Annotated in this window: 25 protein-coding genes; 16 read left to right on the forward strand and 9 right to left on the reverse strand. The window is 47.5% G+C overall.

The window, feature by feature from the left end; all coding sequences use genetic code 11:
* Positions 1 to 235: 235 nt before the first annotated feature.
* The 11 genes from ACJJIC_RS09765 (at position 236) to ACJJIC_RS09815 (ending at position 10,263) form a co-directional block, all read left to right on the forward strand.
* A complete protein-coding gene (locus ACJJIC_RS09765; protein WP_444910094.1) occupies positions 236 to 469 on the forward strand; it encodes a hypothetical protein in 234 nt (77 codons plus the stop codon).
* A complete protein-coding gene (locus ACJJIC_RS09770; RefSeq protein WP_444910093.1) occupies positions 420 to 1,598 on the forward strand; it encodes a TonB-dependent receptor in 1,179 nt (392 codons plus the stop codon). Before ACJJIC_RS09765 ends, ACJJIC_RS09770 begins: the two co-directional genes overlap by 50 nt.
* An 11-nt stretch (positions 1,599 to 1,609) precedes the next feature.
* Positions 1,610 to 2,629 (forward strand): sensor histidine kinase, encoded by a 1,020-nt coding sequence (locus tag ACJJIC_RS09775; protein WP_445356830.1) that lies wholly within the window; start codon positions 1,610 to 1,612, stop codon positions 2,627 to 2,629.
* Entirely contained in the window at positions 2,617 to 3,378 is a 762-nt protein-coding gene (locus ACJJIC_RS09780) for a LytR/AlgR family response regulator transcription factor (protein WP_444910092.1), read from the forward strand. The genes ACJJIC_RS09775 and ACJJIC_RS09780 overlap by 13 nt, the downstream gene beginning before the upstream one ends.
* Before the next feature lie 122 nt (positions 3,379 to 3,500).
* Positions 3,501 to 4,562 (forward strand): Ldh family oxidoreductase, encoded by a 1,062-nt coding sequence (locus ACJJIC_RS09785; RefSeq protein ID WP_444910091.1) that lies wholly within the window; start codon positions 3,501 to 3,503, stop codon positions 4,560 to 4,562.
* Positions 4,563 to 4,910: 348 nt separating this feature from the next.
* Positions 4,911 to 5,264, forward strand: a complete 354-nt coding sequence (locus ACJJIC_RS09790) for a glutaredoxin family protein (RefSeq protein WP_444885536.1) — start codon at positions 4,911 to 4,913, stop codon at positions 5,262 to 5,264.
* 12 nt (positions 5,265 to 5,276) lie between these two features.
* Complete coding sequence (locus ACJJIC_RS09795; RefSeq protein ID WP_445356831.1) at positions 5,277 to 6,605, forward strand: gluzincin family metallopeptidase; 1,329 nt, start codon at positions 5,277 to 5,279, stop codon at positions 6,603 to 6,605.
* Between the two features lie 335 nt (positions 6,606 to 6,940).
* Positions 6,941 to 7,549, forward strand: coding sequence for a hypothetical protein (locus ACJJIC_RS09800; protein ID WP_444888508.1), 609 nt, complete (start codon positions 6,941 to 6,943; stop codon positions 7,547 to 7,549).
* Between the two features lie 23 nt (positions 7,550 to 7,572).
* Positions 7,573 to 8,256, forward strand: coding sequence for an ABC transporter ATP-binding protein (locus ACJJIC_RS09805; RefSeq protein ID WP_444910089.1), 684 nt, complete (start codon positions 7,573 to 7,575; stop codon positions 8,254 to 8,256).
* Positions 8,244 to 9,458, forward strand: coding sequence for an ABC transporter permease (locus tag ACJJIC_RS09810; RefSeq protein ID WP_445356832.1), 1,215 nt, complete (start codon positions 8,244 to 8,246; stop codon positions 9,456 to 9,458). The genes ACJJIC_RS09805 and ACJJIC_RS09810 overlap by 13 nt, the downstream gene beginning before the upstream one ends.
* On the forward strand, positions 9,451 to 10,263 hold the full coding sequence (locus ACJJIC_RS09815; RefSeq protein WP_444924612.1) for an outer membrane lipoprotein-sorting protein: 813 nt from the start codon (positions 9,451 to 9,453) through the stop codon (positions 10,261 to 10,263). The genes ACJJIC_RS09810 and ACJJIC_RS09815 overlap by 8 nt, the downstream gene beginning before the upstream one ends.
* An 18-nt stretch (positions 10,264 to 10,281) precedes the next feature.
* Here the strand turns inward: ACJJIC_RS09815 and ACJJIC_RS09820 are convergent, their stop codons facing one another.
* Positions 10,282 to 11,301, reverse strand: coding sequence for a tRNA dihydrouridine synthase (locus ACJJIC_RS09820; RefSeq protein WP_445357882.1), 1,020 nt, complete (start codon positions 11,299 to 11,301; stop codon positions 10,282 to 10,284).
* A 591-nt stretch (positions 11,302 to 11,892) separates the two neighbouring features.
* On the opposite strand from ACJJIC_RS09820, the gene ACJJIC_RS09825 reads away from it, so the two are divergent.
* The 4 genes from ACJJIC_RS09825 (at position 11,893) to ACJJIC_RS09840 (ending at position 16,093) form a co-directional block, all read left to right on the forward strand.
* The gene (locus ACJJIC_RS09825; protein ID WP_252085251.1) at positions 11,893 to 12,126 is read left to right on the forward strand and encodes an OadG family protein; all 234 of its coding nucleotides are present in this window, start codon (positions 11,893 to 11,895) and stop codon (positions 12,124 to 12,126) included.
* A gap of 56 nt (positions 12,127 to 12,182) precedes the next feature.
* Complete coding sequence (gene oadA / locus ACJJIC_RS09830; protein WP_444910086.1) at positions 12,183 to 13,970, forward strand: sodium-extruding oxaloacetate decarboxylase subunit alpha; 1,788 nt, start codon at positions 12,183 to 12,185, stop codon at positions 13,968 to 13,970.
* Positions 13,971 to 13,989: 19 nt separating this feature from the next.
* The gene (locus tag ACJJIC_RS09835) at positions 13,990 to 15,306 is read left to right on the forward strand and encodes a sodium ion-translocating decarboxylase subunit beta (RefSeq protein WP_444898650.1); all 1,317 of its coding nucleotides are present in this window, start codon (positions 13,990 to 13,992) and stop codon (positions 15,304 to 15,306) included.
* A gap of 325 nt (positions 15,307 to 15,631) precedes the next feature.
* A complete protein-coding gene (locus ACJJIC_RS09840; protein WP_444888514.1) occupies positions 15,632 to 16,093 on the forward strand; it encodes a THO complex subunit 7 family protein in 462 nt (153 codons plus the stop codon).
* A 107-nt stretch (positions 16,094 to 16,200) separates the two neighbouring features.
* Here ACJJIC_RS09840 and ACJJIC_RS09845 read toward each other — a convergent pair whose 3' ends face one another.
* The 7 genes from ACJJIC_RS09845 to ACJJIC_RS09875 form a co-directional block, all read right to left on the reverse strand.
* Positions 16,201 to 16,926, reverse strand: a complete 726-nt coding sequence (locus tag ACJJIC_RS09845) for a YoaK family protein (protein WP_445356833.1) — start codon at positions 16,924 to 16,926, stop codon at positions 16,201 to 16,203.
* Positions 16,927 to 17,071: 145 nt separating this feature from the next.
* Positions 17,072 to 17,416 (reverse strand): alcohol dehydrogenase catalytic domain-containing protein, encoded by a 345-nt coding sequence (locus tag ACJJIC_RS09850; protein ID WP_445356834.1) that lies wholly within the window; start codon positions 17,414 to 17,416, stop codon positions 17,072 to 17,074.
* A 459-nt stretch (positions 17,417 to 17,875) separates the two neighbouring features.
* Entirely contained in the window at positions 17,876 to 18,409 is a 534-nt protein-coding gene (locus ACJJIC_RS09855) for a hypothetical protein (RefSeq protein WP_444885524.1), read from the reverse strand.
* Between the two features lie 354 nt (positions 18,410 to 18,763).
* A complete protein-coding gene (locus ACJJIC_RS09860; protein WP_445356835.1) occupies positions 18,764 to 19,288 on the reverse strand; it encodes a hypothetical protein in 525 nt (174 codons plus the stop codon).
* Between the two features lie 276 nt (positions 19,289 to 19,564).
* The gene (locus ACJJIC_RS09865) at positions 19,565 to 20,104 is read right to left on the reverse strand and encodes a hypothetical protein (RefSeq protein ID WP_445356836.1); all 540 of its coding nucleotides are present in this window, start codon (positions 20,102 to 20,104) and stop codon (positions 19,565 to 19,567) included.
* A gap of 335 nt (positions 20,105 to 20,439) precedes the next feature.
* Positions 20,440 to 21,087, reverse strand: a complete 648-nt coding sequence (locus tag ACJJIC_RS09870) for a type 1 glutamine amidotransferase (protein ID WP_445356837.1) — start codon at positions 21,085 to 21,087, stop codon at positions 20,440 to 20,442.
* 1 nt (position 21,088) lies between these two features.
* Positions 21,089 to 21,736 carry a hypothetical protein gene (locus tag ACJJIC_RS09875; protein WP_444885520.1) on the reverse strand — a complete coding sequence of 216 codons (648 nt, stop codon included), beginning with the start codon at positions 21,734 to 21,736 and terminating at the stop codon, positions 21,089 to 21,091.
* Positions 21,737 to 21,869: 133 nt separating this feature from the next.
* On the opposite strand from ACJJIC_RS09875, the gene ACJJIC_RS09880 reads away from it, so the two are divergent.
* Positions 21,870 to 22,772, forward strand: a complete 903-nt coding sequence (locus ACJJIC_RS09880) for a LysR family transcriptional regulator (protein WP_444910079.1) — start codon at positions 21,870 to 21,872, stop codon at positions 22,770 to 22,772.
* Between the two features lie 42 nt (positions 22,773 to 22,814).
* On the opposite strand, the gene ACJJIC_RS09885 is transcribed toward ACJJIC_RS09880, so the two are convergent.
* Positions 22,815 to 23,432 (reverse strand): hypothetical protein, encoded by a 618-nt coding sequence (locus tag ACJJIC_RS09885; RefSeq protein ID WP_444898639.1) that lies wholly within the window; start codon positions 23,430 to 23,432, stop codon positions 22,815 to 22,817.
* Between the last annotated feature and the right edge of the window lie 59 nt (positions 23,433 to 23,491).

A 23,491-nucleotide genomic window follows, 5' to 3' on the forward strand; every position in this document is an offset into this window, starting at 1 on the left:
CTGGTACGGTTCCACCAATTGTGATTTAAAGAGTATTTTTTATTGATTTCGTCGCGGGAAGCTAAAAATTTTCACTTCTTATGTGCCTGTTTTGTGGTTTGGTGAGCACAGGAGGGTTCCAAGAGGAACACTTCTGATAGCCTGAAGTGAGAGACCTTTTGCACTGGGTGACAGAGCGTTTAGATATAGAGCGTTATGGCCCACCGATCACTTTGGTTGCTGTTCAGAATTGATGATGGTGGCCTCACTACTGATCTGTGAATTGGCCAGCTTTATTCGTCACTCGCTGGCCTGCACTAGCCGCTATCCACCATTTATCCCAACCATCTACGGCCTGTCCATCATGGAGACCACTCATCACTTGGGCTGGAGACAACAACTCGTGTTGCTAAATTGCTTCTATCAAGTTGGAGGTGATGATGAAAAGGAATACTTTTTGGCTGCTGTTGATGATGTCTCTGGTGGGTGAGCTCAATGCTCAGTCACTCTCTCAGCAGTGGGAGTTGGCAATGGCTGTTAGCGCTAAGAATCAATCGAAAAGTGCCCTCTTCGATTCTGGGTCAGGTTATGAGCGCCAAGTTAAATTACAAGGTGCGCTGCAGGTATCGGACTGGGAAGGACAGGTTTCCATGCTGCATGAGGCAGGTAGTGGCGCTGGTGAGGAATCAGAACTTGTTGTGGAGGAGTTATTTTGGCAGGGGGATAGGTTCGGGTGGGACCTGCTTGCAGGTAAGCGTCGCCTGGATTTTGGTGTTAGCTACGCTCACAGACCTTTGGATCTATTCCTGCCTATGGAGCGCAACCCGGTATCTCTGCGGGCTGATGAGGGCGTTGCCGTCGTATCAGCCAGCCGCTTCACAGCAAGTGGAGAGCTGAGCCTGATGTTGGTTGATGCTAATGCTAGTCAACTGATTAATGAAGAGCTTCCGAGAGGTTTGGCTGCACGTTGGTACCAGCTGAAAGGTGTGAGTGAATGGCAACTGCTCGGTTACCTGGATGATCAGCGTGGTTTGAATATCGGCGCCAGCTGGGTTACGACCTATGGGGAGTCTTGGGAGTTACATAGCGAAGGCCGTTACCAGCAGCGTTATCGTCAATGGCTAAAGCCTGGTTCTCCAAGAACTGGCACTTTACCCCGAGAGGGAGAACAGAGCGATGGCTGGCAGGCTCTGTTGGGCATGACCTGGACCCATAACGCAGGGCATACAATCATCGCTGAATACTGGTTTGATAGCAGGGCGTGGCATACTCGCGATTGGCAAAGGCTTGCAGACAATGCCAGCTGGTACAGTGAACAGGGGGAAGGATGGGATGCTAACAGATATGCTTCTGCTGCAGCTTTTTTAAGCGAAGCACGCAATCGCCATAGCCTGATGATGCACTGGAGCTTATCTAATCACAATTACAATCCCAAATTGGATATTTTATATTCCCCTGGCGATAGAGGCATGGTTTTGACTGCTGGTATTAACCATGAAATGAAGGGCGATTGGACTCTTGGCGCATCAATAAGGTATTTTGGCGGCGCTAAAAAATCATATTTTACACAATTGCCTAATGAAACCCTTGTTACTTTGACTGCGAACATGAAGATATAAAAGGAATCATGGTGAAGTTACTCAGTGAATATTTACGTATATTGATTCTTTGTATTGTTGTGGCTCTTATCACTAAACAAGTGTGGGGAGGGAGTTACTCTCTCAATTTTGGTATTTCTCTAACCTATGGCTTTGTTGCTTTTTCTACGCGCAAGCTTATGCTCCATCTAAAACCCAATTGGCCACATGTGCTCAAGTATGCAGTAACCATTTCGGCAACGACGGTGCTGGGTTCTATTAATGTTTGGTGGTGGGTCTCTGGCTTTGGAGTTTTTCCTGCGGTTAATGCCCTGATTTACTCACTAATTCTGGCTATCTTTTTGACGACTTTACTCTACCAGTTTTATCTTAATCGTGAGCAGTCCCACAAACTGGAGACTGAGCGCAAGGAAGCAGAGTTACTACAGGCCCAGCAACAAAAAACTCTGGTGCAAAGCCAGCTGAAAGTATTACAAAGTCAAATAGAACCTCACTTTCTGTTTAATACACTGGCCAATCTTAAGATGCTGATTAGGCACGATCCACAGAAGGCAGAGCTATTACTGGACAATTTTAGCGATCTCTTGCGCTTTAGTTTGAATAAATCGCGTTCTGACTATGTGTCCCTGAAAGATGAACTTCGCAGTCTTGAAAGCTATCTGGCTATTCAGCAAATCCGACTGGGTGAGCGCTTGCAGTATAGGGTCGAACTGGCAGAAACCGTTAACCCTTCAACGGAAGTTCCGCCCCTATTAATACAGCCATTGGTGGAAAATGCCATTTTCCATGGTATTGAACCTTCACAGAAAGGAGGGCTGGTCTGTCTCAGGGTGGCTACGAAAGCTAGTCAGTGGATCATAGAAGTGGAGGACAGTGGAATTGGGTTGCAGGCTGCAACCAATAAGTCAGCGTCAAACAAGCACAATGGTTTGGCTTTAAATAATATCAAAGAGCGTCTTGCCACTCTATACCAGGAAAAAGGCAAGCTGCAGATAAGTAGTAATCAACTGGGCGGGGTTACCGCTAGATTGGAGTTTCCATGCGCGCAATAATTGCCGATGATGAACCCTTGTTGCGTCATCATCTGGATAAAATGTTGGCTGATGTTTTTCCGGAACTGGTGGTAGTTGGTAAAGCAGCTGATGGTCAGGAGGCATTAACCCTTTGCCAGCAAGAACAGCCTGATGTCATTTTTCTCGATATCCGTATGCCGGGTTTGGACGGTATTGCGGTTGCTTCCGCGCTTAACAAGCTGGAAATCAAACCCGTAGTGGTCTTTATTACTGCCTATGATGAATATGCAGTAAATGCTTTTGAGCAGGAAGCCGTAGATTATTTGTTGAAGCCCATTGATGATGAGCGACTTCAGCTAGCTTGTGAACGTATCAAGAAGCGTCTGGAAAGTAGAGCGGAAGAGCAGGCGCAAGTGAGTTCGAATATTGCGGCTTTATTGCAGCAACTCAATGTCGGTAAGCCGGAATATCTACGCTGGATCAGGGCTAGTAAGGGAGAGGATGTACACCTAATCTCCTGTGATGAAATTTCGGCTTTTGTCGCTGAGGACAAGTACATCACTGTTTACTCAGACCAGGGCCAGCATATTATACGCACACCGCTTAAGGAATTGATGACGCAGTTGGAGCCTGATCTTTTTTGGCAGATACACCGATCAACGATTGTTTGTATTAAGCGAATCGATAAGATTAACCGAGGGCTGACGGGCTCAGCTACGGTAATTATGGATGATGGGCAAAAGTTTTCTGTGAGCCGTAGGGCCGCAGCAATGTTTAAATCTATGTGAATGTATTTTTTGTTTGTTACATAGAGAGAATAAATTTAAGGTGGTAAGGCGGATTAATTATAACCGGTTCACAGTAAGCGCCGGTTCTTTATTGTCCTTACTAAGAATGACATGGAGTCAGGATGCAAGATTATTACTCTTCCACAGAATTAAGAGATTTTGCCAGTGCTTTATTCCAGCGTGTGGGGCTCGCTAAGGACAGGGCCGACATAATCGCTAATGTATTCTTGCAGGCAGACTTGCTCGGTTTTACCACCCATGGCTTGCACCGGGTTGTGAGCAATTTAGAGTGGTTACAAAGTGGTGAGTCCAAGCTTAGTGGTGAACCCAAAGTGTTGTCCGATAGGAGAAACTGCTTTAACTGGGATGCACAATTTTTACCTGGTCCCTGGGTGCTTAGCAAAGCCATAGAACAGGCATTGTCACGAGTATCTGAACAGGGTGTCGTTACCGCTACTATTCGCCGCAGCCAGCATATTGCCTGCCTAGCTGCCTATTTACCTCAGGTAATCGAAGCGGGTTATGTGGCGATCCTAACCTGTTCAACTCCGGGAGAAAATACTGTATCGCCTCAAGGGGGAATTGATCCATTGTTCTCTGCGAATCCCCTGGCATTTGCGGCTCCGGCCGGAGATTACCCTCTGTTGTTTGATGTGAGTATGTCTATCACAGCAGGTGCCTATGTGTCACGTGCAAAGCGAGAGGGTAGGAAAATGCCTTCAGCTTGCCTTAAAGATCATAATGGCAAGATTTCCGATGATCCCTCGGCGTTCAAAAATGGTGGCAGTATTTTACCGATTGGTGGTGCTGATCACGGTTACAAGGGGGCGGCACTAAGTGCGATGTTGGAGGTGTTGTCGATGGCACTTGGAGGCTATGGCCGTGGTGATGATTCAGCCAAGCGCGATAAAGAGGCCAACTCGGTTTTCTTACAGATAATTGATCCCCAGGCTTTTGGGGCAAAAGCAGACTTTCTTCGTCAAACCATTGCTTTAAGTAACCTCTGGGAGCAAAACCGCAGTGATAGCGATGAGCCTGTAAGAGTCCCTGGCCAGCGTGCTTGGGCGAATCGAACACGGCAATTGCGTGATGGGGTAGAGTTATATCCCTCTATTATCAAGGATCTTCAGCCCTGGGCTGAAAAATTACAGGTTCCCCTTCCCTCTGTATTAACTAAGAGCTAATTTTTAATGACAAATTCATTCTCTTAGAGTGATCACCTTAGTTACAACAAAAGCATCAGCTCAACACTACATTAAAGACGAAACCCTTGGTGCGCCTGATAGTGTGTCGGTGGGGGCGTTAAGAGGATGTAATAAAAAAGAATGGCTCAAGGGCTGATATTTGTAAGGATGTTATGAGTGAGGATGGAAAGTTGAAGGTAAACATCTTGCATAACCACCCTAGTAAGCCTTATAGATAAAATACTGAACCACCTAAGTTGGTACATATTGCGGACCTCTCATTTGCTTTCTAGCTGTTGAGCTGCTAAGAGGTTATTTGCCTGATTCTTTGAGTTTTAGGGGCTTTGCATGAGGAATGTGTTGATTTTGGCTGTAGTTCTGTTGATTTTTCAAAAGTGGGATAAGATAGAGCTGTATTTCAATCCGCTTCCGGATTACGCCTCTCTGCGGCCGGGTAAGGTTATTCTTTACGCTACCGAATGGTGCGGCTACTGCCAGAAGTCACGTGAATTGCTGGGAGAGTACAATATACCATTTTATGAGTATGATATTGAGAAGTCCCAGGAGGGCAGGTCTCAGTATGATCGCCTAGGTGGTAAAGGTGTTCCTGTCTTGCTTATCAATGGAGAGGTAATTCACGGATATAATGCTAAAAAAATATTAAGTGCTTATTCAAACGCTCAGAGTACAAGCTTTTTGTGATTAAGGTTGAGAATGATAATAAAAAAATCGTTTCGTACAATAGCCCTTGCAATTACTATGGCTGTGGTATGTAGCTGTTTAGGATTCAGCTCTATAGCAGTTGCAAATACTATTAGCACCAAGCTGGAAAAGAAGGGAAATGGCAACTGGTTTGTTACCTTTGTGTCAGAAAAGCCAATAAAGAAGCTCGCCTTTAAAAGCTCTCCGGATAACTCAAGAAGCAAGCGTTGGGCTCCTACTTCTAACGGGTATCAGTTTGAGTTTGTTGATGAGGTAGAGAGTTTAGTGCGTGAGGACGGTAGTGCCTTTACAGAAGCTACTTTTCATCTTACCCCTACTTATACGGCCCTCCCCAAGGAATATGCCCCTTTCTCCCCGTTTTCGGATGGAAGTTATTTATTGCATACGGGGAGATTTTTTGCCTGCGCAGATTCTTGCGAACCTAGCCTAAAGAAGTGGTATTTGACGATTGTTGCTCCCGAGTCTGACAATATTATCCTGCATGGCAGGATCTATCAGGGAAGTATTGAGTGGGCGGCTTTCGATGAAGGCAGCAAGGTCTATATTGGTCATGGAGAACCGATACAGAGTGATCACTTTGTAAGTGTGATCGATGAACTTCTACCAGAGAAGCTGCAACATCAGATGAGCACTCAGTTGCCTGAGTTGATGGATTTCTTTGCTGATAAAATGGGCACACTTGGCTATAGGCCCGCGTTGTTTGCTTCTTTTAGTTCTACAGACGATGGTCGACATGGTCATCAAGGTGGAACTCTGCCAGGCCAGATATTTATGCATTGGTATGGTAAGAAGTCTGTTGTTGAGGCAATTGATGTCGATGAATTGTTTTGGCTTTTTTCCCATGAAGTTGCCCATTTATATCAGAGAGAGGGCGCAGATGTTATAGATACAGCTGACTCCTGGCTTCATGAGGGAGCGGCTGATTATTTTGCCGGTTTGGCGTTCGAGAGTATCCTTTCTAAGGGTTATCTGTCACAGAAGATAAAGCAAGCAGAGCAGAAATGCCTTGCCAGCCTGGGGGAAAATCCGGTTTATCTGGATGCGTCACGTAAGAATCCACGCATTCACTATAATTGCGGTCTTCTGATTATAAATGCGATAGATACATACCTGAAAGAGCAGGGCTCTATTTCCATTTATGAATTATGGAATCTCTATTCTTCTAAGATTTCAACTGAATCACCGGCCGGGGCGGCTCAATTTCTGTTTGCAGCCAAGCCTTATCTACCGTCAGCAATGGTTAAAAATTTAGAAAAATTAAACACCCCTGGCTTCTCTGCTTTAAAATTTATTAGCAAGTTGGTAGCTGACAGTACCTAATAATCAATTTTTCAATACTAAGGTTTTCTTACAGATGGGTGAGTTTGGGCTTACCCTCTAAATATGTTGGACCTAATTTTTATATATGTGTTCGAGCTGATTTGAGAGGTCGCTTAGGGACAATATCAATTAACTGGTTCTGCTGTACCACCTACTAGGAAGTAACTTGCCAAAATAGTTTACGCCTCGCCATTTACCACTTATCTGTGGCTTCTAACTCCATTCAGCCCAAAGATTCCCCGTTTATCCCTCTCCTTCCCCTTTTGTCGCACGATCAAGACCCCCTCCATAACCAGCGCTAATCTGCTCCCAACCTAAACGCAAGGAGAGAAATCATGAAGAAGATTATTGCAGCGGCACTGATTCAACTGGGTATGTCTACTTCCGCTTTTGCCGCAGTGGATGCGCAGTTAGAAGGGCTATATAACAAGGCGGCGCAGCAGGGTGGGGATGCCATTGAAGTTTCTTACGAGGCTTTCAAAGTTGCCCAGCAGCAAGATCCCACAGACCCTGCAGCCCTATTCTACCTGGGTGCCAGTGAGACTCTGATGGCCAAGGAGAGTTGGTTGCCTTGGAAGAAGGTGAGCTATGCAGAAAATGGGATCGCCCGTATGGACAAAGCCCTATTGATGTTGGAGGAGCTTGAAAATCCTGGCCGCTCGGCTAGGGGGGTGCCCCGGGATTTACTTTTTAAGGGGATTGCAGCCACCACTTTTACCAAGGTACCCGCTTTCTTCAATGCTTTTGATCGAGGATTTGAGCTCTATGGGGAGCTGATGAATGATCCGCGTCTGTCGCACATGCCGGTACAGGCAGTGAGTTGGATCTACTGTGGTGCCCTGGAGGCTGCGGATTTGGGTGAAAAGTCAGATCAGAAAAGTGAGTGGCAGGCAAAGGTCAATACAAGAGGGGCTCAGGCACTTTGTAAGCTGGATACTGAGTAGTAATTGGGATTGGAGAAAGACCGATGTTGCAGCTGACACATATAGAAAAGACCTATACGACAGGTGAAATAAAGCACCAGGCTTTGCGAGATGTCAACCTGGCCATTCGCCCCGGTACTATGGTGGCCCTCTGTGGGCCTTCAGGCTCCGGTAAAAGTACCATGCTAAATATCTGTGGCTTATTGGACCAAGATTATTCCGGTGTGGTGCATTTTGCCGGTGAATTAATGACCAGGGACTACCAGCAGGCAATGAAGATACGTCGCACTCAGATGGGGTTTATTTTTCAGAAATTTAATTTGGTTCCGGTGATGAGTGCCTTTGAAAATGTCGCCTACCCATTACAGCTCAATGGTGTGGATTCTGCAGAGGTAAAACAGCGGGTAATGCAGATGTTGGATTATGTGGGTTTGGCCGAGTTTGCCCGATATCGCCCCGACCGCCTCTCCGGCGGCCAACAACAACGGGTGGCGATAGCTCGAGCACTGGTGCACAAGCCCAAATTGGTGATAGCTGATGAGCCCACCGCTAGCTTGGATAGTGTAACGGCTCAGCAGATTATTGAATTAATGAAACACCTTGGCAGGGAACAGAAAACAGCCTTTATTGTGGCCAGCCACGATGATCGTATGACTCAGCACTGTGACAGAGTGATCAATTTACAAGACGGTGTGATTTTGCAGGAGGAAGCCCCATGCGTCGCTTAAAACTGGCAGTTTTGAATTTATTACGCAACCGCCGCCGCAGCCTTTTGACCGTCGCAATTGTCGCTATTGTAGTGATGGCTCTGATGACTTCCGGGGGTTTTGGTCTATACACTTATAAATCCCTGAAAGAAGGCGCGGCGCGCAGTCAGGGGCATCTGGTGTTTACCCAGCCGGGATATTTCAATAGCGATGAAGAGTATCCATTACAAAATGGCTTGGAAAATGCCGATGAATTGAGAAAGCGCTTATTGACCGATAGCGAGGTTAAGGCGGTACAACCACGTATCTATTTGAATGGCTTGATCTCCAATGGCGATAAGTCGACCATATTTTTGGGGCAGGGGATTTTGCCGAGCGAGTTTCGGGTAAAAGGGCCTTTCTTAAATATGACCGAAGGTGGCATTCTGAGTAAGAATGAAGATCCTACCGATCCGCAGATTATGCTGGCCAAGGATCTGGCAAGAAATCTGAATGTAAAAACAGGGGACTATATCACCCTGATGTCGACTACTGTAGATGGGGCTCTTAACGCACTGGATTTTAAAGTGCAGGGAATTTTTGGAACTGGTGTTCCTGATATGGATAAGCGTCAGGTGTATCTCTCGATAAATTCTGCCCAGTTTATTCTCGATAGTGAAAAAGTCAGCACCATGCACCTGTACGGCTATGAGCTGGAAGACACCGAAGTATTAAAGGCGCGTCTGGCTGAGCAGGCTCCCGAGTTGGAAATTACCACCTGGGAGGATCGCGCCTTCTTTTACCAAGGGGTGAAAAGTCTTTACGACCGAATTTTTGGTCTGATGGGCGTGATCATGGCGATGGTGATTTTTGTTTCTCTCTTCAACACCTTGGCGATGTCGGTTACAGAAAGAACCCGTGAGATCGGCACTCTTTCCGCATTGGGTACGTCCCGCGCCGAATTATTGCTGGGCTTTGTGTTGGAGGCATTGGTGTTGTCCCTGGTAGGAGCGATCGTGGGCATCTTGCTATCAGCTGCGGTGAGTATGGGTTTGATGGTGTTTGAAGTCACCATGCCGCCCCCTCCCGGTAAAACCGAGAGCTATCCCCTGGTGGTGTATTTCTCAATGAATCTTGCTTGGATGATCTCGTTAGCAGTAGCGGCAATCTGTGTTCTGTCTTCCTTTATAGCAGCGCGCAAAGGTGTAAACAAACCGATAACAGAGGCATTGGTACATGTATAAGTTAGCGAAATTAAAAACTGCTTGGAAAGTTTTGGGCAGCGCTCTGGTAATAGCAATGGCTCCAATGGCATTGGCCAATTCACTCAATACCAATAGTGGGGCCAGCAACGAGATTATCTACACCACGCAGCAAGTGGAGGGCATGCTTGCCAAAGCCGATTTTTACCGTCTGCAAGAAAATTCCGCGCGAGTAGTCACTGAGGTGCAGGTCTACAAAAATGGCGAGCTGGACAGTATGGATAATTACCATGTGTACACCCGCCCACAGCGCAAATCTCTAGTGGTATTCAAAGGCAAGGGAGAGGAGGGCACCAAAATGTTAATGCTGCAGGATAACTATTGGATGCTAATGCCGCGTAGCCGCCGCCCTATACGGATTACACCCATGCAAAAATTGTTGGGGGGGGCATCGGTGGGGGATGTGGCCACACTTACCTGGAGTGAGGATTATCAGGGCGTTTATGCCGGGCAGGAGACATTACAGGATCAGCTGGTAAACCGTTTGAGCCTTACCGCTAAAACCAAAGGGGCCAGTTATCAGCGTATTAACTTGTGGGTGGATAGCAAAAGTAATTTTCCGGTAAAAGCCGAGCTTTACCTGAAATCCGGCAAGTTGGCTAAGGTTGCGCACTTTATCTCTGGGCAAAGAGAGGGGCGGCAGGTAGTGGCGGAAATGCGGCTGCAGGATACGATCAATACTGGCACAGAGACACGGGTTATTTATGAGAGTGTCCAGGCCCATGATTTGCCGGAAAAGTATTACAACCCGGCTTACCTAAGTCGCCAGTCAACCGCTGAGCTTTAACGAACTTTGCAGCCGCTATTAAGCGGCTGCAATAGCTTTCTGGTTAATGATTTCCTGGGGTGACTCCAATTCCTGGGAAAAAATGGCCTCAATAGCCTCAGCCTCGCGCAGGCGTTTAAGTTTCTCAAAAAATACCTGGGCCTCTGGAAACGCGAGCTTGAGATAGGCGAGCCACTGCTTGATCCGGTTACCCAGATACTTGGCCGGGTAGACTTCCCGGGTAATTTGATAGTAACCCCAGAGTAACTCGACAATCTGCGGCCATGCCATCGGCTGATATTCTACTCCGGCGCAGAAGGCCTTGATCTGCAGCCCCAAATCAGGCCTTGCCAACAGGCTGCGGCCAAACATAAAGGCTTGGCAACCGGTTTGCTCGTGGCAGCGCTGAAATTCCGCCAGTGTCCAGATATCGCCATTGGCGACTACTGGAATCTGCAGTTTTTCCCGAATCTCACCGATATATTCCCAGTAGGCCGGGGGCTTGTAGCCATCGACTTTAGAGCGAGCGTGAACCGCCAACTCATTGGCTCCACCGACGGCTGCGGCCAGGGCATTATCCATATAGGTAGAGCGGTCGTTGAACCCCAGGCGGATTTTCGCGGTGACAGGGATGTGATCCGGTACGGCCCGGCGCACAGCGCCGACAATCGCCTCTACCCGATGTGGGCTTTGCAGTAGGCAGGCGCCCCCATCGCTGTTATTGACCGACTTGGCTGGGCAACCAAAATTCAGATCGATCGCCTTTGCCCCCACGGCAACCGCTTTGGCGGCATTGATGCCCATGGCCTCAGGATTGCCGCCCAGTAGTTGCAAGCGTACCGGGACATCATTGGCCGTTTTGGCGCCCTCCAAGAGCTCCGGACACAGACGAGTAAAAACCCTGCGGGGTAGGCGGGTATCTGTAACACGCACAAATTCGGTTACACAGATATCGACTCCGCCAATCGTTGAAAGCAGTCTGCGCACATGGTGGTCGATAACACCTTCCATGGGGGCCTGGTAAATCTTCGGCTGCAGGGAAATTGTCTTATCGGTCATAAAGTTGGAAATAGGAAAAATTGGTGTGATGGTTGGCGCATATTCTATCAGCAAGTGATCGCTATTCCGTAACAATGATCATTCGGCTGGTAGTTTTAATAGGAGATTTGAACTCAAATTCGAGTGTGTTTGCACCAATAAAGGGCGCAATGAACCATGTGCCACCGTTGCCACTGAAACCATTAAGTGTTTGATTTTAAAAGCAACTTGTATTGATAATAGAAAATTGACTGCACTTCCATGCTGCAGAAGAACCCTCTGGCAGTAGATAGTATGGTTACTTGTCGGGGTGGAGCCGCCAACGAGGTTGTATTTGCCCTACTTGAAGACTAGATTGCCGGGCGTAAATGGGTTGCCAGTCAGGCAGGTTACCAATTAGATCACTGCGCTCAGTCGCAGAATTTTGGGGATTGCAGTTGGGGTGGCTTGGTGTTGGTCAAGCTGGGAATTGTGCGGAAGTTAAGCGGAGCTGTTTGGCAGTTTTTATAGGCGCCCAAGCAAAGTGGCTGCTTAACATTAAACGGCCATAGGCCGAAGAATAAACGCCCGGATATTAACCTTTTATTATCCGAAGGCTTAGGGGGATACAGAGTGCAAGATACGCTACTTCAACAGGGGTTGGACATTACCCTGTTCGGTATGGGAATTGTTTTTACCTTCCTGCTGTTACTGGTGATAGGCACCGGTATCATGTCCCGAATTATTACTCGCCACTTTCCCGAAGCGGAGCCAGTCGCCACTCCGCCTGCTAGCGGTAACGATGACAATGCCCGCTTGCACGCCATTATCAAGGCGGCCATCGAACAACATCGAAAAAAACGTTAATCGCCAAATTTCGCTTCATTACAACATCCAATAATTTCTGCCGAGAGAGATAACCCATGACTGAGGTTAAAAAGCCATTGGGGATTACCGATGTAGTCCTGCGTGACGCCCACCAGTCACTATTCGCCACCCGCCTGCGACTGGACGATATGCTGCCGATTGCAGAAAAGCTCGATCAAGTCGGCTTTTGGTCGCTGGAATCCTGGGGGGGCGCCACCTTCGATGCCTGTATTCGCTATCTCGGCGAAGACCCTTGGGAGCGGATTCGCGAATTAAAAAAAGCCATGCCCAACACCCCGCAGCAAATGTTGTTCCGTGGGCAAAATATTCTGGGATATCGCCACTACGCCGATGATGTCGTAGAAAAATTTGTTGAGCGCGCCGCAGTCAACGGGGTGGATGTCTTCCGTGTATTCGATGCCATGAACGATATGCGCAACCTGAAGACGGCCCTGGCAGCGGTAAAAAAACAAGATAAGCACGCTCAGGGCACTATCTCCTATACCGTGAGCCCGGTACACACCATGGACTTGTGGGTAGAGCTGGGGCGCCAGATTGAGGATATGGGGGCGGACTCCATTGCCATTAAGGATATGGCCGGCCTATTGCGCCCCTACGAAGGCTACGAGTTGGTAAAGCGCCTTAAAACGGCGGTGGATATTCCCATCCATCTGCATTGCCATGCGACCACGGGTCTTTCTATTGCCACCGCGCTCAAATGTATCGAGGCGGGCGTCGACAATGTGGACGCAGCCATCAGCTCCATGTCCATGACCTATGGCCACAGCCCCACGGAAACACTGGTTGCCATGCTTGAAGGCACTGAGCGGGATACCGGTCTGGATATTAATCTGCTCGAAGAAATTGCCGCATATTTCCGCGAGGTGCGTAAAAAGTACGCGAAATTTGAAGGTTCCCTTAAAGGCGTGGACTCGCGTATTTTGGTGGCCCAAGTGCCCGGTGGCATGTTGACCAATATGGAAAACCAACTGCGCGAGCAGGGTGCCGGTGAGCGACTGGATGAGGTACTCGAAGAGATTCCCCGCGTACGCCAGGATCTTGGTTATATCCCCCTGGTAACGCCCACCTCACAAATTGTAGGCACCCAGGCAGTATTAAATGTGCTGACCGGTGAGCGCTATAAATCTGTTTCTAAAGAAACGGCAGCCGTTTTGAAAGGGGAATATGGCGCGACCCCTGCCGAAGTGAATCAGGAGCTGCAGGTGAAGGTATTGGAAGGCGCAGCGCCAGTGACCTGTCGCCCTGCGGATTTGATCGCTGCAGAGTTGGACAGGCTCACCTTGGAGTTACAGGAAAAAGCCGGGGCAGAGGACATTGCCCTGACCAATGGCGAAGGTGAGATTGACGATGTGCTCACTTATTCACTCTTCCCACAAATCGGCCTCAAGTTCCTGAAAAATCGCGGCAACGCCGATGCCTTTGAGCCAGTGCCTACTGGCAATGAAAACGCCGCAGTGAAAAATGACAAAGGGGAAGAGGTGTATACGGTCACTGTGGAAGGCCAGAGCTACACCGTGACAGTGGCCGATGGTGGCGATCTGACCAATATTGCCCCGGTAGGTGCGGCCGCCCCTGCAGCCAGTTCAGCCAGTTCGGTTCCAGCCACTGGAGGTGAGCCGGTCAATGCGCCCCTAGCGGGCAATATCTTTAAGGTGATGGTGATGCCTGGTGACAAGGTCAGCGAGGGCCAGGCCATTATTGTGCTCGAAGCCATGAAGATGGAAACCGTAGTGAGTGCGCCGCGCAGTGGCAATGTTGCCAGCGTAGCGGTAAAAGAGGGCGATTCCGTGGCGGTGGGTGATGCCCTGCTGTCTATCGCATAGATTGGGGTAGGAGTCGCAAGTGGATAATTTACTCACGCTTTGGCAGTCCTCCGGCATCGCACAAATGATGCCGGGGCAGCTGGTCATGATCTTTGTTGGATTGGGGCTGCTGTTTCTGGCTATTCGCAAAAACTTTGAGCCACTGTTGCTGGTGCCAATTGGCTTCGGCGGTATCCTGGCCAATATTCCCGGAGCAGATCTGGCACTCTCTGCAGCAGAGACCGCATTGGCCCAGGGAAATGCAGCAGTTCTTGCCCAAATGGCCCAGATCTTGGGGTTGGATACTGTTGCCAGTCTCGAGGATTTAAAAGCTGCCCTGGGTGCTGCCCCGGCTGCGGTGCAGCTACAGGCCGCAGAGTTTGCCAGCGATGCCGGTTTCAGCAACGGCATGCTGTATAACTTTTATTCTGTGGCTATTGCTTCGGGTGTCGCGCCGTTGGTGATTTTTATGGGGGTGGGGGCCATGACCGATTTTGGCCCGCTGCTCGCTAATCCGCGTACCCTGTTCCTGGGGGCGGCGGCACAGTTCGGTATCTTTGCCACTGTACTGGGTGCTGTCGGACTCTCAGTTGCGGGGATTATGGACTTCTCCATCGCCGATGCCGCGGCTATCGGTATTATTGGCGGTGCAGATGGCCCCACAGCAATCTACGTTTCCAGCATTTTGGCCCCTGATTTGCTGGGTGCGATTGCGGTAGCAGCCTATTCCTATATGGCATTGGTGCCCATGATTCAGCCACCGATTATGCGCGCACTCACTACAGAGCAGGAGCGCAAAATTGAGATGGTGCAGCTGCGTCATGTAAGCAAGCGCGAGAAAATTACCTTTCCGCTGTTGCTGTTGATTCTGGTTGCCCTGTTTCTCCCCGCTGCAGCCCCTCTGTTGGGTATGTTCTGCTTCGGTAATCTGATGCGTGAGTGTGGTGTGGTGTCTCGCCTTTCGGATACTGCTCAGAATGCGTTGATCAATATCACCACGATTTTCCTAGGTCTCTCGGTCGGCTCGAAACTGGCCGCAGATAAATTCCTTGACCCAAAAACTCTGGGAATCCTCGCCCTGGGTATCGTGGCCTTTGCGATCGGTACTGCCGCAGGGGTATTGATGGCCAAGCTGCTCAATGTATTCAGTAAGCACAAGGTAAACCCACTGATCGGTTCTGCCGGTGTATCTGCCGTGCCCATGGCTGCACGGGTATCCAATAAAGTGGGGCTCGAATCCAATCCGCACAACTTCCTGCTGATGCACGCTATGGGCCCGAATGTGGCTGGGGTTATTGGCTCTGCGGTTGCTGCGGGAGTCATGATCAGCATGGTACGCAGTTTAACCGGCAGCTGACTTATCCCACAAAAGCGATTCCTGACAAGGCGAACTTCGGTTCGCCTTTTTCTTTGATAAAATTTAAAGTGGAATATGGCTGTATTTGCAAGGTATTTGTCAGGAATATCTATTTACCTGTTTGATTTTCGATGGATAGGCAAACAAAATACGGCTCCCTAGATCCCTGAATACTTTTAAATGGCTTCTTACTACATATTCTCTCAAGAGCTGCGTAGGTAGTATTAATGGGTGCTCGATACGATTCATTTTGAGTTAAGGTTTTTTGCGCTATATTCCTTCCCGATTTTGGCTTGTAATAAGAAATTTTACTGGAAGTAAGACCATGCGTAGTTTGCCGCTTTTAATTTCCCTTGCTCTGTTTTCCTCTCCTGTACTGGCCCACGACAATCATCGCACCGCTGAAGATCTGCACGAGATTAAAAGAGAGATGGTAAAACTTCGCAAAGAAGTACATGCCCTGAAGGATGAAAATCAAGAGGCGGATGAAATGCGCAAACTCAAGAAAGAGGTTGTCAGGTTGCGCAAAGATATTCGCTCCATGCAGGATCTGATTGTGGACCTACAGGCCCTGGTAGAAGGTCAATCTAACAATGCCCAACCAGATGTTGTTCTCCATCCAGTAAAGGAACGCCCCAGATGGGCCTGCTATATGAAAGATATGCGGGCTGGCGGTATGCACTCCAAAGGGTTTTCTGAGGTAGAGGCCAAAGGCAAACTACTGGAAACCTGTTCTACACGGGGCGGTGTTTGTTTTGAAAATAGAATTACCTGTTCAGCTGAGTAGTATTGGATTAACTTCAGTTTAAGGGGGCGGAAAGGGGGTTGTGCGCAATGGAGTTCCACAATACCGCCTCTTCAATCTTATTGGAAAAAGATCACTGGCTCACTACCTTATGAGTTGGCTTTAGGCGACCTATCATATCCCCTGCTTAATAGCGTCGCTAATAAAATCAGCAATACTGGTAATACCAGAGAGGGAAATCCCCATAACTGATAGCCGATAGTGCCGAGAGTGACACCGGAGATAAAGCTGAATATCACCCCGGAATAATATTTGGCTTTGGTGAATGCCTGAGGATAGGGTGTATCCTCCGACTGTCTTTTTGTTCGGTAGTTATCCAGTATTTCAAAAGCCGCAGCGAAGAAATTAGTGGCGTTCCCTGTCATAAAGTGCGTGGGTGCCTTCTTGTTGAGGACCCTGAAAAATATAGTGCTGTGAAGAGACATAGCGGCAATTGCAAAAAAAGAAACAAGGAAAGTGTTTGCGGCGTATGGCGAGGTAAGTCTTCCTGCATAGCTGCCAATAACAAAGAAGAGAAATATCAGGCCGCTCTCTATAAAGAGCATAATAGTTGCTGTGTTCTTTTTTTGGAAATTTAATCTCTTAATCAGATAGATCCAGAAAATTTGCAGTACAATAAAAGCTGAAAGAATAAAGAGTTTAATAATGTAATTGGGGTTGTTGATGGCAAAGTCGGTAATCGATAGCACAATTGTGCCAGTAATAAAGGTAGTAAAGCTGGTAAATAGACCCAAAACGCAGATTGCTTCCGCAAAGCCTGCAACAAATGCGAGGATATGTTCGATATTTATTGTGACCTGAGGCGCTTCATCCATGCTGTAGTGATCTCCAGTTGCGTGATAAGTTTCGGCTGATGTTGCCTGTTTCTGGGGGCCTTTAGGTGCAAGCGCCAGGAAAATCTTACCGCCGGTTTTAATGTTAATTCCTTTTTACGTACTTTAACCACATTTTGTTCATTGGCTACGGCGTACTTACTAAAGGACGATTGCCCAAGGGAGCGGTCGTTTGGCGTCCTTCCCCGCTGGTCGGAAAACGCATAGCAACCACCGGTCCGATGTCTATAAAAGTTCCGATCGAGAAAATTATATAGCAGGCCGGATGACCAGAAATACACTCCCTGCAACTACTGTATAAAAGAAAAATAAGGACGGCATGATCCTCCGGAGTCACTTTGATTATCCAGTCTTCAACCGCTTCTACAATTCCCGCCAACTCATACCCCAATACAGTAGGATGTGCTACCAAATAGTCTTGATCGCGGGCAATTGCGTCGGTGTGGTAGATGCCAGTGGCGATAATTCTCACCAACACTTTCTTTTCAAGCAGTTCTTTCTGTCTTACCTATTTTAAAACAAAAGGGCTGCCAGGCGATCTTGCCGCGGCCGCCGTAAATGCATTTCCCACTTGATCAATCCCTGCCACTTTTCCCTCGTTTATTAAAGTGTCGCAATGCTTAAAAAGATTGTGTTAAAACGTGTCAGATTAATTGCCTGGTTTAAGGCTAGATTGGGGAGGCGAGGTGGCCAAGGCAATAGTTGGCTAGTCATTACTTGTGGTAAGTCATTAAATAGAGGAAAGCTTTCGGTAGGCCATTTGAAGGGTTTTAATGCCTGATTTTTTGGGCGGAATCTATGTAGCAAAAATTTCTTGCCCGCTATTTGAAAATGATGCGGCCCTTACTGATTGCCTAAGATTTAATGAACGCTAAATCCTAGCCAACGGTAGAGGGCCGCTCAATAGGCATATATTTTTATGCTGAAAAATTTATTCAGCCATAACTGTAATTAGCAGCGCGCCCATAAATGGGCCCTCAGCTGCTCTACCCTCCCACTGGGCGGGAGGGATGGTAATATCAAACCTTGCATTATCATCTGCACAATTGTTTGCTTGGAGGATGTTTCCTGACACGGTTTGTCCGGCCTGAACCATTTGGCTCTGCCCTTGAGTGCTATTTACAAATCCGACCTCATATGACATTGGGTTTGCACCGGCAACGCTGGATTGGAGCAAAAAGTTTGGATCACTACCAGGTTGTTCAAACCTGATGCCGAACATATTAAAACCGCCAGTTCCAGCAACACAAAATGTATCCGAGCCAAACGCATTATCTCCTGATCCTGCAGGTGGCGCTTGGATAGGCACATTATCTACGTTGTCTATTTGAATGGCGTTCATATAAGACAGTGTGATCATGCTTTGCGCACTGGCTGTGGTTTGAGATAGTGCAGATGTCGCTGAACAGAGCGTCAGGCTAAATAAAGCGGTCGATAAAAATGTCTTGGAGGTGAAGAGGTTCATCAGATACTTCCTTGCGTAAAAAACAGCAACACTTCTGTTGAGGAAAACCAAAACACATGACAAGCCTAGAAGCTTGGTGAGGAGGTCTTGGTTTAAAAATAATAGCTGCTAATCCTGGCGTGTGAATTGGAAAGGGGCGGTTTTAAAAGGTGAGGATGATGATTGTTAGTCGTTAGAGGCCGTTGTTTTTTTTGGTGATTTTTCAAGGTGATACTGCACCAGGGGTGGTGCAGTATTATTTTGTATTCATGTTTGGAATAATTTATAGGTTGAGTTTGAGATTGGTTTCTTTCTGCTTGAAAAACGTTTGTTTAGGTTTATATCCTACTTCGCTGTGCCAAATAACTATCGGATTTATTCCGATTCCACAGTGATCAATAATCTGCCCCTAAATGGAGCCATGCCTGCCACAGGTTCCCACTCCGAAGCAGGTACTAAAACGTTGAAAAGCGCATTGTTATTCATGCAGTTGTTTGCTTGGAGCGTATTGTTGGTGATAGGTACGCCAGGTGTTGCTTCAATTGGAGCGCCTCCCGAGGTGGCATTTAGAAAGGATACTTGGTAGTTTAGTTCTGCTCCTTGCCTACCTCGCAGGGTAAATGGTGTTCCAGGGCCTGTGCCTAAACCTGTAAATATAATACTGAAGGCTGGGAATCCATCGCCGGCAACACAGAATAAATCTGTGCCCTGGGCGGGGGCTCCAGGAGTTGGGTTGAGGTTTATATTGTCTACATCTTCTATTGTAATGAATTCATTGATTGTGAAAGAGATTATACTTTGTCCGCTACCCTGTGCCTGTGATAGTGAATATGGGGATGAGGTGGCTGTGAAAAAAAATAAAATTGCTAGCATGGATTTTTTTAGGGTATAGAAGCTCATTGAGAATTCCCTTTAGTAAGAGCAGTGGCGTCTCTGTTATATTGACGGTTAATGATGAATAAGCACAGGGTTCGGCCAATAATGTGTATCTAAAGCTTTTGGTGGTTACTTTTAGAGAGTTTTGAGTGGGGTGTTTTTAAATGGTGCTTTTGAGTTTTTTGATAAATGTAGGTGGTGTTATTAATATTTTTCATGCGGGTCTAATCCAATCTTTCCTTATGGTCAATGGCTGCACCAGAAATGAGTCCTGGCGCAACCAACAGCAAAAAACGAAAATTATTCTGCAGTTACCGTTAACTGCAGCATGCCAGTAAATGGACCGTCTCCCTGTCTTAAATCCCATTCAAAAAAGGGAATTTCAATATCAAATTTCGCATTGTCATCCACGCCTGGGTTTGCGCAGACACTTGCTTGTAGCATGTTCCCTGGGATGGGCATATTGGGTGTGACGGGTATTCCAAAGCCAGGGCTCAGATCATTTTTAAAAAACACGTTGTAAAAAATTGGCCCAGTTGCATTGGCGCTTTCCAGTCTAAAGTCTGGGCCAGTGGTGGATGGGTTGAAAAACTCAATAGTAAAGTTGTTAAATCCAGTGCCGGCAACACAGAAGAAATCTACACCTACTGCTGGGTTCGGGGCTACGGGGTCTGCAATGGTGACAGGGTCAACAAAAGCAATATCAATTGTTTCCATAAAGGTCAGCGTGATCATGCTGATTTCGAAGTCTGTGGCTTGGGATAATGCCGTTGAGGAGGAGCCAAGCGCTATCCCAGCGGCGGCTATAGAGGCCAATAGTTTGGGGGTGAAAATCTTCATTTGTAACTTCCTTGTAAAAAACAATAACACTTATATCAAAGTGCCAAAGCAGTTTGCGAAAGAGATATAGTCAGGGTGCTTTGGCTAGAAAATGATAGCCATAAAAAATAAAAAGGTGGTGTTTTGGTTGTGCTTTTAGAAATAAATAGGGAAGTATTTACTAGTGGTTGAGAGTGTTTTCCTACTTTTTAAATATGGTTGTTAGCCATTTTAATAACGTTGGTCTTGGTTTGGTTGTGGTGGCAATCAGGTGGGAAGGGTTAACTAGTTTATAGGAAAAATTTCTTATTCTAAGAAATCGCCAGATATAATTTAGGCTGTAATCTATTTAAGAGTCATTTATTTGACAGTTCTTTAATAAAGTGCTGGTTTAGTAGCTTAAAGAGCGCCTTGCGACTGGCGCTGTGATTGTTCACGCTGGAACCGTGTTTCTGGAAGTGCTCTGGGAAAAGCCGTACGACCTGTTGTTGTGACCACTCCAAGTGGAATTGTAAACCGAGTACGTTTTCTCCATATAGAAATGCCTGATTCGGGCAGAGCGCAGAACTGGCCAAGTGTTTGGCGCTTTTAGGGATGTCAAAAAAATAGCTGTGTGCTTGGAATACTTTGTTTAAGGTTAGGGCTTCAAGTGTTGTCCAGTGGATTGGGTGCCAACCTAGTTCTTCCTGCTTCATTGGTTTGATATCGGCACCCAGTGCATGAGCAAGAATTTGTGCGCCAAGACAAATGCCCACAATGGGGACTTGCCGATTAATAATACTTTTTACCCAGTGTATTCCATCGGCAAGCCAAGGTAGAGAGATGTGATCTTTTACGTTCATCATACCTCCTAAAATAATCACTCCTCTAAAGCCCGTATTGGGTAATGTTGAGATCTGTGGGTTGATAAGAATTGTCGGAATCTGGCGTTGACTCGCCCAATCTGCAATATATCCAGGCCCTTCATGTTCTTCATGCTGGATAATAAGAATTGGCTCTTGCATTTTATTGGAAGTCCCGTGTTTCCAAATAAACTTGTCGACGAAAAGCAATACCTGCTTCTTTGAGAGCTTCAGGCCAATTTTTTTCTGATATAGGAAGTTTGCTGCCGGTATCTATGGATTTGGATACAGTTGCTTTTGCTGTAACTTCGACGATTTGGTCAAAACTTGGCGGGGAGGCTATTTCATGAATAAGTAGACTCGTGTCGCCCAGATGCACCAGGCGGTAATGACCATTCTTTTTACGGGAAAGGGGTAGGTCTAATAGCTTGTCGGTTACCGTGAATTCTATCGAGCTAAGCAGAATTTTGCCTTTTCGCTCAAAGTGGCCATTAAATACTTCGCCGCTAAAGAGGCCTAACTTACCGTTGCGCAAATGGTTTAAAGAGAAAACTTCAGGCTTGAGAGAGATAAGCGGCGTGTTCTGGGTCAGATTCATCATTTCTTTCTTATTTTTAGATTCCAAAGCAAGAATAAGCTGATGGCCGTGGCGTTTACCGTGAAGAGGCATATGCGATGCAATAAGTTGCCCGTTAACTGAAAATAACGCCATTCCGTGAGTGCCAATGGAATCGTCTGCATAACTGATTGTGGAGATCATGGCTAAGACAGCTGTGATGGTAATACTCCAGAGCCTATTAAGCGTGATCATAAATTATTCAGCTCCTGATCTTTACGGGTTAGCGGCAGGGTTTGCTATTAAACCTCTGCGTACTTGGCAGCAAGCGATTCTAGACGTACATTAGTTACGAATCGATTCATTTTGGGTGGCTTTTGATTCCAATATGGAAATAGAAGATCTTGAAAAATTCCTTGTTATTGCCGCGACAGAAAACCTGCAGCGCTCGGCAGACCGTTTAGATACAACGCCAGGGGCCTTAAGTAAGGTTTTACGTCGCCTGGAGACGGCGCTGAATACTCGTGTGTTCGATCGGGTAGGTAAGCAAATCCGACTCAATGATGCTGGTCGCCGGCTGCAAGATAAAGCGGCTGAAATCACTTCCATTGCACGCCAGGTGCACTTTGAACTGGGTGAGCTAGGAAAGTTTTCGGAGTGTCGGATAGCAGCTCCAGCAGTCTTGCAATTGACTTGGGCTGCTTTTATTCAAAGCAAGCTGGCAGAGGTCCACCCAAAAGCCTGCCTTTCATTAACTTCCGCCTATGAATCCTTGGCCCTGAGAATGTTGGTTAGGGGAGAGGTGGATTTGGCCATGATTACCGGTGCGCTGTTGGGGCAGGTCCCCGCCCAGATAGCAACGCGTAAGCTGGGTACAGAAAGCTTGTGTGTTGTCGCGGGCCCCGGCCACCGATTGGTTTCTGGGGAGTGGGCAAATGCGGAAGTGCCAATCGAAGTTGTCCAGCAGTATCCCTTTGCGGCCCCTAGAATCTCTCCTTTCTGTGGCGAGGAAAGGGGTATTGGCAGTGATGGGTGGGGGGATAACCTACCTGTACGTAAGGTCCAGGTTGTGGTAAATGATTACGGTGTATTGTGCGGCCTGGTAAAAACAGGACAGTTTCTTGCCTTATTGCCAGAGGGGCTGGCAGAGGATATCGGTGGGGCAAAAATCGATGTTGCTGGCAACTTTACTGAGCCCAGAGAAGAGATTTTTATTGCTTGGCGAGGGGTAAGTGATGGCTGGTTAGAGGATTTGGCTCAGGCCCTCTCAGGAATTGAGGGGCTCAATTAGCGCCCCTCTTATTTGGCTTTACCAGGGGTTAACTTTTAGGGGTTAACTAGAAGGTGCCTGGGGTGGGCAGGGCGTTCCCGCGGCTATCCAGCCTTTCAATGCCTCAACTAGCTTGCCGTGGGGGATATTGACGGGTTCTCGTTTACCCCCAGGGTTCCATCCCCATAAAGCTAGGGGGTTCTCACTCATAAACAGCATCAATTGCTCTGGGGAGCGACCGCCATTGTCCTGGGGAGTGGTTAACAGCGCACAGATTTGGGCCGAGGACATACGAGACCAATTAAGGGTTATTGGAGCCATGGCCCAACCGGGTGCACCGGGTGCGCCTGTCACGGGATTGTTCTGGTCAGAGTGACAGTTACTGCAGCGCATTGTCCCCATCCCCATATTTTCGGGTCCTCGCTCAACCCGGGGTACATGGGGGGAGCCCTGATTGATAAGTGGCAATTCCAGCTGGTGACAGTTTAAGCAGCGGGGGTGCAGGAGAACTTCGACAATCGTCTCCCAGTCTTGATGGCCAGTATTATCAACCTGGGAAGTTTGTGACTGGCTATCCTGACCGGTAGTGTCCTGTCGGTTTCCACATCCTGTAAATACCAGTAATAAAAGAAGACTTATTGTTATGTGGCGCAATAAGTCTACCTCTTGCCGCAGTTTCATTTAGCTGTTCCTCATTTCCTATGAGAATGCCCTGTACATCATTGTGGCAGATAGCGGGG

The organism is Microbulbifer mixtoriginis (SeqCode) (genome assembly GCF_052468275.1).

What these genes read in the sequence shown, in the direction of transcription:
- ACJJIC_RS09800 (WP_444888508.1), top strand. Translation starts at nt 6,941, where the DNA reads ATGAAGAAGATTATTGCAGCGGCACTGATTCAACTGGGTATGTCTACT.
- ACJJIC_RS09860 (WP_445356835.1), bottom strand. Translation starts at nt 19,288, where the DNA reads ATGAGCTTCTATACCCTAAAAAAATCCATGCTAGCAATTTTATTTTTT.
- ACJJIC_RS09785 (WP_444910091.1), top strand. Translation starts at nt 3,501, where the DNA reads ATGCAAGATTATTACTCTTCCACAGAATTAAGAGATTTTGCCAGTGCT.
- ACJJIC_RS09885 (WP_444898639.1), bottom strand. Translation starts at nt 23,432, where the DNA reads ATGAAACTGCGGCAAGAGGTAGACTTATTGCGCCACATAACAATAAGT.
- ACJJIC_RS09765 (WP_444910094.1), top strand. Translation starts at nt 236, where the DNA reads ATGGTGGCCTCACTACTGATCTGTGAATTGGCCAGCTTTATTCGTCAC.
- ACJJIC_RS09815 (WP_444924612.1), top strand. Translation starts at nt 9,451, where the DNA reads ATGTATAAGTTAGCGAAATTAAAAACTGCTTGGAAAGTTTTGGGCAGC.
- ACJJIC_RS09840 (WP_444888514.1), top strand. Translation starts at nt 15,632, where the DNA reads ATGCGTAGTTTGCCGCTTTTAATTTCCCTTGCTCTGTTTTCCTCTCCT.
- ACJJIC_RS09865 (WP_445356836.1), bottom strand. Translation starts at nt 20,104, where the DNA reads ATGAAGATTTTCACCCCCAAACTATTGGCCTCTATAGCCGCCGCTGGG.
- ACJJIC_RS09810 (WP_445356832.1), top strand. Translation starts at nt 8,244, where the DNA reads ATGCGTCGCTTAAAACTGGCAGTTTTGAATTTATTACGCAACCGCCGC.
- ACJJIC_RS09880 (WP_444910079.1), top strand. Translation starts at nt 21,870, where the DNA reads ATGGAAATAGAAGATCTTGAAAAATTCCTTGTTATTGCCGCGACAGAA.
- ACJJIC_RS09780 (WP_444910092.1), top strand. Translation starts at nt 2,617, where the DNA reads ATGCGCGCAATAATTGCCGATGATGAACCCTTGTTGCGTCATCATCTG.
- ACJJIC_RS09790 (WP_444885536.1), top strand. Translation starts at nt 4,911, where the DNA reads ATGAGGAATGTGTTGATTTTGGCTGTAGTTCTGTTGATTTTTCAAAAG.
- ACJJIC_RS09820 (WP_445357882.1), bottom strand. Translation starts at nt 11,301, where the DNA reads ATGACCGATAAGACAATTTCCCTGCAGCCGAAGATTTACCAGGCCCCC.
- ACJJIC_RS09875 (WP_444885520.1), bottom strand. Translation starts at nt 21,736, where the DNA reads ATGATCACGCTTAATAGGCTCTGGAGTATTACCATCACAGCTGTCTTA.
- oadA (WP_444910086.1), top strand. Translation starts at nt 12,183, where the DNA reads ATGACTGAGGTTAAAAAGCCATTGGGGATTACCGATGTAGTCCTGCGT.
- ACJJIC_RS09795 (WP_445356831.1), top strand. Translation starts at nt 5,277, where the DNA reads ATGATAATAAAAAAATCGTTTCGTACAATAGCCCTTGCAATTACTATG.
- ACJJIC_RS09805 (WP_444910089.1), top strand. Translation starts at nt 7,573, where the DNA reads ATGTTGCAGCTGACACATATAGAAAAGACCTATACGACAGGTGAAATA.
- ACJJIC_RS09845 (WP_445356833.1), bottom strand. Translation starts at nt 16,926, where the DNA reads ATGGATGAAGCGCCTCAGGTCACAATAAATATCGAACATATCCTCGCA.
- ACJJIC_RS09770 (WP_444910093.1), top strand. Translation starts at nt 420, where the DNA reads ATGAAAAGGAATACTTTTTGGCTGCTGTTGATGATGTCTCTGGTGGGT.
- ACJJIC_RS09870 (WP_445356837.1), bottom strand. Translation starts at nt 21,087, where the DNA reads ATGCAAGAGCCAATTCTTATTATCCAGCATGAAGAACATGAAGGGCCT.
- ACJJIC_RS09855 (WP_444885524.1), bottom strand. Translation starts at nt 18,409, where the DNA reads ATGAACCTCTTCACCTCCAAGACATTTTTATCGACCGCTTTATTTAGC.